15 protein-coding genes are annotated in these 12064 nt (G+C 61.6%); 14 read left to right on the plus strand and 1 reads right to left on the minus strand.

Translation table 11 applies throughout. The features are described from left to right. The first annotated feature begins 15 nt into the window (after positions 1–15). The 5 genes from QM780_RS14105 (at position 16) to mutT (ending at position 3388) form a co-directional block, all read left to right on the plus strand. Complete coding sequence (locus QM780_RS14105; protein ID WP_415071083.1) at positions 16–912, plus strand: peptidylprolyl isomerase; 897 nt, start codon at positions 16–18, stop codon at positions 910–912. A 113-nt stretch (positions 913–1025) separates the two neighbouring features. Beyond that, positions 1026–2273 carry a bifunctional glutamate N-acetyltransferase/amino-acid acetyltransferase ArgJ gene (argJ, locus tag QM780_RS14110; protein ID WP_415071084.1) on the plus strand — a complete coding sequence of 416 codons (1248 nt, stop codon included), beginning with the start codon at positions 1026–1028 and terminating at the stop codon, positions 2271–2273. Between the two features lie 26 nt (positions 2274–2299). Continuing rightward, the gene (locus QM780_RS14115; RefSeq protein WP_415071085.1) at positions 2300–2521 is read left to right on the plus strand and encodes a hypothetical protein; all 222 of its coding nucleotides are present in this window, start codon (positions 2300–2302) and stop codon (positions 2519–2521) included. Further along, complete coding sequence (locus QM780_RS14120) at positions 2454–2960, plus strand: thiopurine S-methyltransferase (protein WP_415071086.1); 507 nt, start codon at positions 2454–2456, stop codon at positions 2958–2960. Before QM780_RS14115 ends, QM780_RS14120 begins: the two co-directional genes overlap by 68 nt. Beyond that, positions 2957–3388: an 8-oxo-dGTP diphosphatase MutT gene (gene mutT, locus QM780_RS14125; RefSeq protein ID WP_415071087.1), complete on the plus strand. Its 432-nt coding sequence runs from the start codon at positions 2957–2959 to the stop codon at positions 3386–3388. The genes QM780_RS14120 and mutT overlap by 4 nt, the downstream gene beginning before the upstream one ends. On the opposite strand, the gene QM780_RS14130 is transcribed toward mutT, so the two are convergent. Continuing rightward, positions 3333–4241 carry a methyltransferase domain-containing protein gene (locus QM780_RS14130; RefSeq protein WP_415071088.1) on the minus strand — a complete coding sequence of 303 codons (909 nt, stop codon included), beginning with the start codon at positions 4239–4241 and terminating at the stop codon, positions 3333–3335. The two genes, mutT and QM780_RS14130, sit on opposite strands and share 56 nt — an antisense overlap. A gap of 80 nt (positions 4242–4321) precedes the next feature. Here QM780_RS14130 and QM780_RS14135 point away from each other — a divergent pair, with 80 nt between their 5' ends. The 9 genes from QM780_RS14135 (at position 4322) to QM780_RS14175 (ending at position 12056) form a co-directional block, all read left to right on the plus strand. Then, a complete protein-coding gene (locus QM780_RS14135; protein ID WP_415071089.1) occupies positions 4322–5122 on the plus strand; it encodes a ComF family protein in 801 nt (266 codons plus the stop codon). A gap of 132 nt (positions 5123–5254) precedes the next feature. Then, entirely contained in the window at positions 5255–5515 is a 261-nt protein-coding gene (gene grxC, locus QM780_RS14140; RefSeq protein WP_415071090.1) for a glutaredoxin 3, read from the plus strand. A 1-nt stretch (position 5516) separates the two neighbouring features. Beyond that, positions 5517–6398: a carbon-nitrogen hydrolase family protein gene (locus QM780_RS14145; RefSeq protein ID WP_415071091.1), complete on the plus strand. Its 882-nt coding sequence runs from the start codon at positions 5517–5519 to the stop codon at positions 6396–6398. Then, on the plus strand, positions 6395–6844 hold the full coding sequence (locus QM780_RS14150) for a DUF1178 family protein (protein ID WP_415071092.1): 450 nt from the start codon (positions 6395–6397) through the stop codon (positions 6842–6844). Before QM780_RS14145 ends, QM780_RS14150 begins: the two co-directional genes overlap by 4 nt. Before the next feature lie 186 nt (positions 6845–7030). Then, a complete protein-coding gene (bioB, locus tag QM780_RS14155) occupies positions 7031–8050 on the plus strand; it encodes a biotin synthase BioB (protein WP_415072048.1) in 1020 nt (339 codons plus the stop codon). Continuing rightward, positions 8034–9167 carry an 8-amino-7-oxononanoate synthase gene (locus QM780_RS14160; protein ID WP_415071093.1) on the plus strand — a complete coding sequence of 378 codons (1134 nt, stop codon included), beginning with the start codon at positions 8034–8036 and terminating at the stop codon, positions 9165–9167. The genes bioB and QM780_RS14160 overlap by 17 nt, the downstream gene beginning before the upstream one ends. Then, positions 9164–9811 carry a dethiobiotin synthase gene (gene bioD, locus QM780_RS14165; protein WP_415071094.1) on the plus strand — a complete coding sequence of 216 codons (648 nt, stop codon included), beginning with the start codon at positions 9164–9166 and terminating at the stop codon, positions 9809–9811. The genes QM780_RS14160 and bioD overlap by 4 nt, the downstream gene beginning before the upstream one ends. Then, on the plus strand, positions 9808–11067 hold the full coding sequence (locus tag QM780_RS14170; protein ID WP_415071095.1) for an adenosylmethionine--8-amino-7-oxononanoate transaminase: 1260 nt from the start codon (positions 9808–9810) through the stop codon (positions 11065–11067). Before bioD ends, QM780_RS14170 begins: the two co-directional genes overlap by 4 nt. Continuing rightward, positions 11064–12056, plus strand: a complete 993-nt coding sequence (locus QM780_RS14175; protein WP_415071096.1) for a beta-ketoacyl-ACP synthase III — start codon at positions 11064–11066, stop codon at positions 12054–12056. The genes QM780_RS14170 and QM780_RS14175 overlap by 4 nt, the downstream gene beginning before the upstream one ends. The last annotated feature ends 8 nt before the right edge of the window (positions 12057–12064 follow it).

Consider the following 12064-nt stretch of genomic DNA (forward strand, 5'->3'; position numbering starts at 1 on the left):
TGGAGCCCCACGCTGATGAAGCGCATCGCTTTTGCCATCCTGACATTCGCGCTCGCCGGCGCCGCTCTGCCATTGGCGGCTTCCGCTGAGGATAAGGTCATCGCGACAATCGACGGAAAACCGATTACGGAGGGCGACCTCGCCGTCGCGGAAAGCGAAATCGGTTCGGACATGGGCACGATGCCGGGCCCCCAAAAGCGAGTCTCGCTGCTCGAATTTCTCATCGACAATCAACTCTTTGCCGAGGCCGCTGAGAGTGAAAAGCTTGACCAGGGCGCCGACTTCCAGACGCGCCTTGCCTATTTGAAGCGGCGAGCGCTGCGCGAGCTTTATTTCGATAAGGTCATCAAAAGTTCGGTGACCGAAGACGAAGCCCGCAAGATCTATGACGAGCAGGTCAAGCTTTTGAAGCCGGAAGAGGAAGTATCGGCGCGCCATATTCTGGTCGATACGGAAGAACAGGCCAAAGCTTTGAAGGAAAAGATCGACAAAGGCGCCGATTTCGCCCAGCTCGCGAAAGAAAACTCGAAGGATCCGGGTTCGAAAGACGACGGCGGCAACCTCGGCTACTTCGGCCACGGGCAAATGGTGCCACAGTTCGAAGACGTGGTGTTCAAGCTGCAAAAGGGCCAGGTGTCCGACCCGGTCAAGACGCAGTTCGGCTGGCACCTCGTCAAACTCGAGGATCGGCGGACGAAACAGCCCCCGGCGTTCGACGTCGTCAAGGACCGCATCATGCAGTCCTTGCTGTTGCGTAAAGCCCAGCAGACCGCGGTTGCCCTTCGCGCGAAGTCGAAAATCGAGATCGTCGATCCGGATATCAAGAAAGCGGCCGACGAACGCAACGCCATGATTCAGAAGCAGTCGCAGCCAAAACCGGCTGACGCGCCGACGGATGCCGCCAAGCCCTGAGCCTTCGCGTCCGTTCCAAAAGATCGCTGAGATCAAAAGATTGCAGCCGGGCCGCTTGATTATGGCGGCCCGATCTGTTTCAGGGAGCCTCTCGACAATTCGGAGGTCCCGCCATGGGCAAAATCACGAGCGTATCGCCGTTCGCGCCCGAAACCCTCGCCAAGCTGCCGGCGATCGAGGGCGTGGCTTTCGCCACCGCCGAAGCCGGCATCCGATACAAGGACAGGACTGATCTTCTGCTCGCCGTCTTGGCGGAAGGAACGGCGGTCGCCGGGGTTCTGACGCAATCGAAGACGGCGTCAGCGCCAGTCCTTGCGTGCCGCAAGCATTTGAAAAAGGGCGCGGCGCGGGCGCTCGTCGTCAACTCCGGAAACGCCAACGCCTTTACCGGCAAGAAGGGCGTCGAGGCGGTCGACATCACAGTTGAGCATGCGGTTGAGGCGGTCGGCTGCAAACCCCACGAGGTGTTCGTGGCTTCGACCGGCGTCATCGGCGAGCCGCTCGATGCGGAGAAGTTCGCGCACCTCCTTAGCGATCTGGCCGGTCGCACCGAGCCTGATGCGTTCGAGACGGCGGCTCGGGCGATCATGACGACGGATACCTATCCGAAGCTCGCGACGCGAACAGCGCTGATCGGCGACGTCGAAGTGACGATCAACGGCTTCTGCAAGGGTGCCGGCATGATCGCGCCCGACATGGCAACGATGCTGTGCTTCATCTTCACGGATGCAGCGATAGCATCGGAAGCGTTGCAGGAGCTTCTGGCGGAGCACGCGCAGACGACCTTCAACTGCATGACGGTCGATGGCGATACCTCGACCAGCGACACCTGCCTCATTTTTGCGACAGGGGCTGCGGAGGCGCGCGGACAAAAACTCGTCACCAAGGCATCGTCGAAGAAGCTGCAGGCGTTTTCGGACGCCCTCGTTGACCTTATGCGCGACCTCGCGATCCAGGTGGCGAAAGATGGCGAGGGCGCATCGAAGTTCGTTACGTTCGAAGTTGCCGGCGCAAAGTCCTGGCACGCGGCACGGGCAATCGCGTTATCGTGCGCGAATTCGCCCATTCTCAAGACCGCAATTGCGGGTGAAGACCCGAACTGGGGGCGCGTCGTGATGGCGGTCGGCAAGTCGGGCGAAGCGGCCGACCGCGATAAACTGTCGATCTGGTTCGGACCGCATTGCGTCGCTCGCGACGGGGAGCGGGCCGACGACTACGATGAAAAGACGGTCGCGGCGTATATGAAGAACGGCGAAATCTTGATCCGCGTGCATGTCGGCGTCGGCAAGGCCGCAGCCAGGGTGTGGACGTGCGACCTGACGCACGAGTACATCTCGATCAACGCGGACTACCGGAGTTAATCCGCTATCGATAGGATTGAACGCTCGTGGAGCACAGCTTCTGGCATAATCGTTGGGAACGTGGCGAGATCGGTTTTCACCAGCCGCACATCCACGATCAGTTGCAGCGCTTTTGGCCGGCGCTTGCCCTCGCAAGGGGAAGCAAGGTGTTCGTGCCGCTTTGCGGCAAGACTTCGCGACATGGTTTGGCTTGCCGAGCAAGGCCATCAGGTGATCGGAGCGGAACTATCGGAATTGGCAGTTCGTGATTTCTTCAAGGAATCCGGGCTTTCGCCAACCGTAACGGAGGGCGGGCCGTTTCGAGTCTTTGAGGCCGATGCGTTCAAAATCTACCAGGGTGATTTCTTTGCGCTGCCTGTCGACGCGCTCTTGGGGGTTGTCGCCTGCTACGATCGTGCGGCGCTGATTGCTTTACCGCCGGAGATGCGGCCGCAATACGCAGCAAAGCTTTCGAGCGTCCTGCCGCGCGAAGCCGTGATGCTTACCATTGCGATCGAATATCCGGACGGCGAAATTGCCGGGCCGCCATTCTCGGTCGCGAGAGAAGAAGTTCGAACGCTCTACGGCGAGCTGTTCGATATCGAAATCCTTGAAGAGCGGGACGGGCTCGCAGCCAGCGACAATCTTAAAAAGCGCGGCGTGACCAAGCTCGAAGAAATCGCCTATGTCTTGAGGCGAAAAGCATGAGCAAGCCTTTGCTGCTCGTCGCAGCCGTGGCGTTGATCGACGACGACAATCGCGTCCTGATCGCGCAACGCCCGGAAGGGAAATCGATGGCCGGGCTTTGGGAGTTTCCGGGCGGCAAGGTCGAAGCGGGCGAGACACCGGAAGATGCGCTCTGCCGCGAGATCAAGGAAGAGCTTGACGTCGAGCTTTGCCGAACGTGCCTTGCGCCTTTCAACTTCGCGAGCCATGCGTACGAAAAATTCCATCTTCTGATGCCGCTCTATCTTTGCCGAACCTGGGACGGCGAAATCAATCCGCGCGAGGGGCAAACCGTGAAATGGGTGCGCGGGATCGACCTTGTTCGCTATCCGATGCCGCCTGCGGATGAGCCACTCATTCCGTGGCTCCGGGATCTCTTGAGCGATCTCTCAGGACAGCGGCGAGGCTGACTTCGGCGGATCCCGGTTGCAGCGGCTTCTGCTGGCTTTCGTGAGGCGCCCAGCCCGTCAGCGTCACGATCTCGAACGTTGCCGGGATGCGGCCATTCGGAAGGCCAAAGCGGTCCTGGTAGATCTCGGCGGCGCGCAGCAGCAGACCGCGCGTTACAGGTGAGCGACGGCGCTCGATCAGCGGGTTGCTCGCGGCCATTGCCTTCAATTCCTGCATCAGGGTCAGGGGTGAGGAATAGGTGACTTCGACGATGTCGTTGTCCGCGACGGGCAGCGCGAATCCGGCGCGTTGAAGGAGACCGCCTAGGTCACGAACGTCGGCAAAGGGTGCAACGCGGGGAGAGGCACCCCCCGAAAGCTCGTCTTCGGCCAGGATCCAAGCCTCCCGCAGTTCTTTGAGGGTTTCGCCGCCGAGCAGAGCACCCAGAAACAGCCCGTCCGGCTTCAGTGATCGGTTGATCTGGATGAGCGCGCCGGGGAGGTCGTTGACGAGTTGAAGCGACAGGCCGGAGACGATCAGATCCAAGCTGGACGGCGCCAACGGCAGGGCTTCCTCGTCGGCGACGAGGCGCCATCCGCCATCGAGGGGAAGCGATCGGAAGGACGGCTCGACATCCAAAACGTGTCCTACGGTCGGCAGGCTTCGAAGCCGCGTCGCCAGCAGGCCCTGATGGTCTCCAAGGCTCGCGGCAATGGGAAACTCGCGACGGACAAAGACGAGGCGTTCGGCAAAGTCGTCAGCGACGCGTTCGAGCAGGAAATCGGGCCGTGAACCGCCGCGATCCGCTGCCGCCATTCGATCACGGCGGCAACGGAGCAGTTTGCGATCGAAGATCTGAGGCGCAACGGCCATCGGCTTTCTTTCGGCGCTTTCGCCTCAACGGCGATAATGTCTTTCTCGCCCGCGTTAGCGTGTTGGGCTAGAGTTATGCAATGGCGAACAGCAGCATCGGCGCGGATGAGGGCTTCGAGGACAGGGCGAAAGCCGGCTTCCTGAACCGCATTCGGCCCCTTACCCGGATTGCACGGGGCGCGCTCGACGTCGTTCTACCGCCGCTGTGCATCGGCTGCCACGCCCGCATCATGGACCACGATGCCCTCTGCCCGTCTTGCTGGCGGCAGGTCTCGTTCATTCGGCCACCGCTGTGCGACCGGCTCGGGATACCGCTTAGCGTCGATACCGGCGGGGTGATGATCTCGGCGGCCGCAGACGCTGATCCACCTGACTATGACCGCGCCCGGGCCGTTGCCCGATTTGACGGTCTTATGCGGGTGCTGATCCACGGTTTCAAATTTCACGATAGCCACAATGCCCGCCGTCTGTTCGGCCGCTGGATGGCGGTCGCGGGTCAGGACCTGATGGCCGAAGCGGATTTGATCGTGCCGGTGCCTCTTGCGCGCTGGCGGCTCTTGTCACGGCGGTTCAATCAAGCCCAGATTTTGGCTTCCGAGGCGGGACGAAGGGCCGGGAAACCCGTCAACCCCTTCGCGCTCGTCCGGACGCGCTCGACGGGGCATCAGGTCGGTCTGACGCGCGCGCAGCGCCTTAAGAATGTTACGGGCGTTTTCCGTGTTCCAATGAACGAATTGCCGAATGTGTCTGGAAAAGCCATAGTTTTGGTCGACGATGTGATCACGAGCGGCGCGACGGCGTCGGCCGCCGCCATCGCCCTCAAACGCGCAGGCGCCCGGCGCGTTGACGTTCTCGCTCTTGCAATTGTTTCAGAACGATAGTCCTGAAACTGCAAAAGGCGTGACAAAGGCGCGGCACAGCGGCGCAAATCTATAGAGCAAGGTTGCATGACCTCGCGAACAGGTTACCTTTGATTCGAATTATTCCAATGGCGTGTTGAGAGGCGCCGAGCAATGCCGAAGGTGACGGTCTACACGGCTGGGAATTGCTGCTACTGCCATATGGCGAAGGACTTGCTGCGGCGCAAAGGCGCTTCATTCGAGGAAGTCGATCTGACCGGCCGCAACGATCTCCGCGCTGATCTCGTTTCGCGCGCCGGCGGCAGGCGAACGGTTCCGCAAATCTGGATCGGGGAAACCCATGTCGGTGGCTGCGATGATCTTTATGATCTTGATCGCTCCGGTCAGCTCGACACGTTGCTGACGGCCTCCTGATATGTCGTCCGGCCGATCCAAGACTGCGTTTCGCGCCGCGCTCGTTCAAATGCGGGCCGGACGGAATGTCGAGCGCAACGTCGCCGATGCGATTTCGCTGATCGAGGAAGCCGCGGACCAAGGCGCCTCGTACATCCAAACCCCGGAATGCACGACGCTGATGGAGCTCGAGCAACCGCGGCTGATGGCGGAGACGAAGCCAGAAGCGAGCAATCCGGCTCTGCAAGCCTTCGCCGACGCGGCGCGGAAGCGGAAAATCTGGCTTCACATCGGCTCGATGGCCGTGAAAGTCGGCGAACGGCGGCTAGCAAACCGATCGTACCTCATCGATCCAGACGGCGGCGTCGCGGCGCGATACGACAAGATCCATATGTTCGACGTCGATCTGGGCGGCGGGGAATCTTACGCCGAAAGCTCCAATTATCAGGCCGGTCCGAGCGCGATGCTGGCAGAACTGCCATGGGGGCGGCTCGGCCTTACCATCTGCTACGATCTGCGATTTCCGGCGCTGCATCGCGCCCTCGCGAAGGCCGGGGCGAAGTTCATCGCCGGGCCGGCTGCCTTCACGCGTACGACGGGAGAAGCGCACTGGCATACGCTTCTCAAAGCGCGCGCCATCGAGACGTGTACGTTCATTCTGGCCGCTGGGCAGGGTGGGCTGCATGAGAATGGACGGGAAACCTACGGCCACAGCCTCATCATTTCGCCCTGGGGCGAGGTCCTTGCGGAAGCGGGCGTCGATCCCCAGGTCATCATAGCGGACATCGATGCCGCCTATGCCGATCAAATCCGGCGGAAAATTCCGTCCCTCACGCACGACCGCGATTTCGATGTCGTCGTCGCGACGCCATCGAAATCGCCGCACCTGGTACACGAGCAGTGATCAAATACCTTCTTGGATGCGCCTCAGGGCACGAATTCGAAAGCTGGTTTCGGGCCGGCGCCGATTTTGACGCGCAATCGCGATCGGGCGAGATCGCCTGCCCTTATTGCGGCTCGATCGAAATTTCGAAACAGCCGATGGCGCCGTCGGTGGTGACGAAGCGCGCGAAAGCGGCTGCCCAAACGACTGAAGCGCCGGTTTCGGCGCCAGCAGGCGGCGCCGGGAGCTCGGACGTACGGGAAGCGCTGCGCGTTTTCACCCAAAAGGTCATCGCCAACACCGAGGATGTCGGGACGCGTTTCGCGGATGAAGCGCGGAAAATGCACTTCGGCGAGATCGAAGAACGGCACATAAGGGGAAGCTCGACGCCCGAGGAGGCGCGTGAACTCGTCGAGGACGGCGTGCCGTTCGGCATTCTGCCCACGCTTCCCGAGGATCTCAATTAACCAGCCTTCCCGCACCGCGAGCCTTTTCCGGCCGGTCAGGCCGATCAAGGAGGCATTTTGACGGTTGCGAGACGGCCCGGAAGCGGTGCAAACATCTTCCGATAGGGCGGCATGCCCTGCGGAGACCAAGCCTGAATGACCTCGACCGTTTCCCGACTCGACCCGTCCGCCCGCAGCGTTAACAGGATGGGAGCTGCGCTCCGCCACGATTGGACGAGCGGGGAGGCGTTGGCACTCTACGAGCTGCCGTTCATGGATTTGCTCTTCCGTGCCCAAAGCGTACACCGCACGTCGTTCGACCCCAACAAGGTTCAGATGAGCCGTCTCCTGTCGATCAAGACTGGGGGCTGCGCCGAAGATTGCGGCTACTGCAGCCAGTCGGCGCATCACAAGACGGGTCTGAAGGCTTCCAAGCTGATGGAAGTCGAGCGGGTGATTTCCGAAGCCAAGAAGGCGAAAGCGGCGGGTGCGACGCGCTATTGCATGGGTGCTGCGTGGCGAAGTCCAAAACAGCGCGACATGGACGTGGTCGTCGCGATGGTCGAAGGCGTCAAGGCGCTCGGCATGGAAACGTGCATGACGCTCGGCATGCTGACGGATGACGATATCGTCAAGCTGCGCGACGCCGGCCTCGACTACTACAATCACAATGTCGATACGTCGGAAGCCTACTATGGCAAGGTGATCACGACGCGCACTTATGCCGACCGGCTCGATACGCTGGCGCGCGTGCGCGATGCAGGCATGAAGGTGTGCTCGGGCGGAATCGTCGGCATGGGCGAAGCGCGGCAGGATCGTGTCGATATGCTGGTCACGCTCGCCAATCTGGAAGAGCATCCCGAAAGCGTGCCGATCAACATGCTGATCGCTATTCCGGGCACGCCACTCGAAAACGCCGAGCGGATAGATCCGATCGATTTCGTGCGCACCATTGCTGTCGCGCGCATCATGATGCCGAAGTCGTTCGTTCGCCTGTCGGCAGGCCGCACCGACATGAGCGATGAAATGCAGGCTTTGTGCTTTTTCGCAGGAGCCAATTCGATCTTCGTCGGCGATACGCTGCTGACCGCCGACAACCCGGGCGAAGACACGGACAGCAAGCTTTTCTCCAAGCTTGGACTTGCGCCGCTCGAACTCGATATCGACCAATCCTCGGAGCATGAGCCCGCGGCTTGCGCGGGACATCAGGATGTCAGGCAATCATGAGCGTGCGCTCGACGCGCTCTCCCGCCGCGGGCGCCTGAGAGCGCTTGAGCCGGCGCACGGAATAGATTTCACGTCGAACGACTACCTCGGTCTGGCGCAGTCGCAAGAGCTCGCCCAGGCCGTTGAAGCTGCGATCGCGCGCGGGGTGCCGGTCGGAGCTGGAGGTTCCCGTCTCCTGCGTGGAAATCATCCGGAGCACGAACTGCTCGAACAGGAAGCGGCGCGGTTCTTCGGCGGCGAAACGGCGCTCTACTTCGGCGGCGGTTTCGTTGCCAACACCGCGCTGCTCGCGACATTGCCGTCGCGCGGAGATCTCATCGTCTACGACGAACTGATCCATGCCAGCGCCCATGACGGCATGCGGCTATCGAAGGCCGAGGCCAAAGCAGCCCGCCACAACGACGCGCAGAGTTTCGATGATGCCATCTCGGCATGGCGCGCGGCGGGCGGCATGGGGCAGGCATGGATCACGATTGAAAGCCTTTACAGCATGGACGGCGATCGCGCGCCGATCGCGGCGCTTGCGGAAATCGCCGATCGCCATGACGCCATGTTGCTGATCGACGAAGCGCACGCGACCGGCGTTTTTGGACCTGATGGACGCGGGCTTGCCGCCGGTCTCGAAGGCCGAGCCAATGTCATCACTCTGCACACCTGCGGCAAGGCGCTCGGTGCCATGGGCGCGCTCGTGATCGGGCCGCGCACGGTTCGCGATTTTCTCGTCAATCGTGGGCGCGCCTTCATCTATGCGACGGCGCCGTCGCCGCTGATGGCGGCAGCCGTACGAGCCGCCCTGGCGATCTGCCGGGACGATCCGCAGCGGCGGCAAAAGCTTCACGATCTTATCGCATTTGCGGAGCGCGCACTGACAAGCAAAACGCGATTTCAAGCGTCGGGCTCTCAGATCCAGCCACTCGTGATCGGCAGTGATGCGGCAGCCGTAGCACTGGCGACGGCCATGCGGCGGCGAGGATACGATATTCGCGCCATCCGGCCGCCGACGGTTCCGGAAGGCACCGCGAGGCTTCGCCTGACGATCACGCTCAACGTGACGGAGGAAGAGATTTCGCGTCTCATCGACGACATCGCGGCTGCACAGGCGGAGACGGCAGCATGACCATCCGCATCGTCGTTGCCGGGACCGACACGGATATCGGCAAAACGATATTCTCCGCCGCTCTGACCAACGCGCTCGACGGCTATTACTGGAAGCCGGTGCAGGCGGGTCTTGAGGGTGAAACGGACTCCGACGTCGCCGCCCGACTGACGGAACTCGCCGAAGCCCGAATTCTGCCTGAGGTCTATCGGTTGAAGACGCCGGCATCACCGCACTTTGCGGCGGAGATCGACGGCATCGATATCGATTCAAAGCAGCTGACGCCGTTTGGATTGCCGACGCCGCTGGTGATCGAAACGGCAGGTGGCCTGATGGTGCCCCTGACGCGGCGCCTGCTGCAGATCGACTTGCTTGCCCAGTGGCGGCTGCCTGTCATCCTTTGCGCTTCGACCCGGCTTGGCACGATCAATCATTCGCTGCTCTCGATCGAAGCGCTGAAGCGGCGCGCTATTCCAATTCTCGGCGTCGCATTCATCGGCGATGCGAACCCCGATAGCGAACGGACGATTGCCGCCTTCGGCGGCATTCGGCGGCTTGGACGATTGCCGCGACTGGCCTGTCTCGACGCCGAAAGCCTTCGCCAAGCGTTCGACGACAATTTTTCGGTCGGCGATTTGCTCGACATCGGGGCCGTTGGGCCATGACGCCGTCGCCGATCTGGCATCCTTTCACGCAACATGCGCTCGAACCGTCGATGCGCAGCATCCGCTCGGCCGACGGCGCGTGGCTTAAAGCCTCCGATGGGCAGCGAATTTTCGATGGCGTGTCGTCATGGTGGGTGATCACGCACGGACACCGGCATCCGAAAATCGTCGCGGCGATCGAAAAGCACGCCGCGATGCTCGATCAGATCATTTTCGCGGGCTTCACGCACGAACCGGCGGAAGAAGTCGCGGCCGGCCTGATGAAAATCGTGCCGCCGGGATTGACGCACGTGTTCTTTTCCGACAGCGGTTCGACTTCGGTCGAAGTCGCGCTGAAGATGGCGCTTGGCTACTGGAAGAATATTGGTGCACGACGCACACGTATTCTGGCGCTGGAGCACGGCTATCACGGCGATACCATCGGAACGATGTCGGCCGGCGCGCGCGGCGTCTTCAACGCGGCCTACGAACCGCTTCTGTTCGAGGTTGGCCGCATCCCCTACCCGAAGCCGCATCACGCACAGCCGACGTTCGACGCCCTTGAAATTCAATGCCGGAAAGGCGACGTCGCAGCCTTCATTTGCGAACCGCTCATTCTCGGTGCCGGCGGTATGCTGATCTACGATGCCGACACGCTCAAAGAGATGCATCGCATCTGCAAAGCGCATGACGTCCTATTCATCGCCGATGAGGTGATGACCTGCTTCGGCCGAACGGGAATGATATTTGCTTGCGAGCAGGCCGGCATATCACCCGACATCATGTGCGTTGCGAAGGGGCTGACCGGTGGTTCCTTGCCTTTGGCGGTGACGCTTGCCACCAGCGCGATCTACGAAGCACATCTGTCGCAAGATCGCGCCAAGACGTTCTTCCATTCAAGCTCTTATACAGCCAATCCGATCGCCTGCGCCGCGGCGGCGGCTAATCTCGACATCTGGCGGACAGAACCGGTGATCGAGCGCATCCTCGCGCTATCACAACAGCAGTCGCTTTGCCTCAACGACCTTGAGACCGACACGCGGTTTGCGAATCTGCGCCAGCTTGGTACGATTGCAGCCTTCGAGCTTGCGGGTGTTCAACCGGGCTATCTGGCCGATGTTGCGCTGAAGCTGCGCGCTCGTTTACTGGAGCGCGGTGTTTTGCTTCGTCCGCTCGGTTCAACGATTTATATCATGCCTCCCTACTGCACGACGAAAGACGAATTGAAGTCGGTATATCGAGCGATCGGCGATACCGTCGACGAGGTGCTGAGATGAAAGGCGTCGAGGTCGTCGGGCACGGACATTACGCACCTTCGCGCATTGTGCCGAACAGTGAGATCGAGACACGCCTCGGGCTCGAGAGCGGATGGATCAAACGGCGCACTGGTATCGACGAGCGGCGCTACGCGGCTGATGGCGAAGCGCTGTCGGATATCGCGGTGAGGGCCGGCGACATGGCGCTCGATATGGCGCTGGCGCGTTGCGGTCTTGAGCGCGGCGACGTCGGGTTGCTGCTGCTTGCGACATCAACACCTGACCATCTCTTGCCGCCATCGGCTCCGCTTGTGGCGCATCGGATGGGGCTGGTCAATGCCGGCGGTATCGACATGGCAGGCGCCTGCGCAGGCTTCGTTTACGCACTGACGCTTGCCGACAGCTTCGTGCGCGCGCAGGGTCTTCCGGTTCTGGTGGTCGCCGCGAATATTCTTTCACGACGGATCAACGAGCGCGATCGCAGCAGCAGCGTGTTGTTTGCCGATGCCGCGGGCGCCGTGCTGCTGGCGCCGACCGATCGAAGCGGCGCGGGCATCATCGGCGCGCACCTTTCGAGCGAAGGGCGGCACTACGATTTGATCACGATCCCGGGCGGCGGCAGCAAAAAGCCATTCTCACAAATCCAAGATCCGGCCGACGTTCTGATGGTGATGAACGACGGCAAGGCCGTTTATGCCGGGGCTGTTGCGATCATGACGGAGTGCGCCGAGAAGGCGATGGCAAAAGCGGGCATTGGAGCGAGAGACGTCTCGCATCTGGTGCCGCACCAGGCCAACGCGCGTATGCTGACTACCGTCGCGCACCAACTCGATATTCCCTCCGAGCGGGTGCGTTCGACGATTGCGAATTTCGGAAACAGTTCGGCAGCGACAATCCCGTTCACGCTGTCGGCAACCGCAAAACGCCGGCCTTACCAGCCGGGCGATGTTGTCTTGATGACGGCGGCGGGCGCGGGCTTGATCGGCGGCGCCGCCGTCCTTCGCTGGTAGCAGCCGCC

It is taken from the genome of Hyphomicrobium sp. (assembly GCF_047600905.1).
Taxonomy (GTDB): domain Bacteria; phylum Pseudomonadota; class Alphaproteobacteria; order Rhizobiales; family Hyphomicrobiaceae; genus Hyphomicrobium_B.

Bases quoted from the DNA above. Each gene is read 5' to 3' on its own strand.
- QM780_RS14105 (WP_415071083.1), top strand. From the start codon at position 16: ATGAAGCGCATCGCTTTTGCCATCCTGACATTCGCGCTCGCCGGCGCC.
- argJ (WP_415071084.1), top strand. From the start codon at position 1,026: ATGGGCAAAATCACGAGCGTATCGCCGTTCGCGCCCGAAACCCTCGCC.
- QM780_RS14120 (WP_415071086.1), top strand. From the start codon at position 2,454: ATGGTTTGGCTTGCCGAGCAAGGCCATCAGGTGATCGGAGCGGAACTA.
- mutT (WP_415071087.1), top strand. From the start codon at position 2,957: ATGAGCAAGCCTTTGCTGCTCGTCGCAGCCGTGGCGTTGATCGACGAC.
- QM780_RS14130 (WP_415071088.1), bottom strand. From the start codon at position 4,241: ATGGCCGTTGCGCCTCAGATCTTCGATCGCAAACTGCTCCGTTGCCGC.
- QM780_RS14135 (WP_415071089.1), top strand. From the start codon at position 4,322: ATGGCGAACAGCAGCATCGGCGCGGATGAGGGCTTCGAGGACAGGGCG.
- grxC (WP_415071090.1), top strand. From the start codon at position 5,255: ATGCCGAAGGTGACGGTCTACACGGCTGGGAATTGCTGCTACTGCCAT.
- QM780_RS14145 (WP_415071091.1), top strand. From the start codon at position 5,517: ATGTCGTCCGGCCGATCCAAGACTGCGTTTCGCGCCGCGCTCGTTCAA.
- bioB (WP_415072048.1), top strand. From the start codon at position 7,031: ATGGGAGCTGCGCTCCGCCACGATTGGACGAGCGGGGAGGCGTTGGCA.
- QM780_RS14160 (WP_415071093.1), top strand. From the start codon at position 8,034: ATGTCAGGCAATCATGAGCGTGCGCTCGACGCGCTCTCCCGCCGCGGG.
- bioD (WP_415071094.1), top strand. From the start codon at position 9,164: ATGACCATCCGCATCGTCGTTGCCGGGACCGACACGGATATCGGCAAA.
- QM780_RS14170 (WP_415071095.1), top strand. From the start codon at position 9,808: ATGACGCCGTCGCCGATCTGGCATCCTTTCACGCAACATGCGCTCGAA.
- QM780_RS14175 (WP_415071096.1), top strand. From the start codon at position 11,064: ATGAAAGGCGTCGAGGTCGTCGGGCACGGACATTACGCACCTTCGCGC.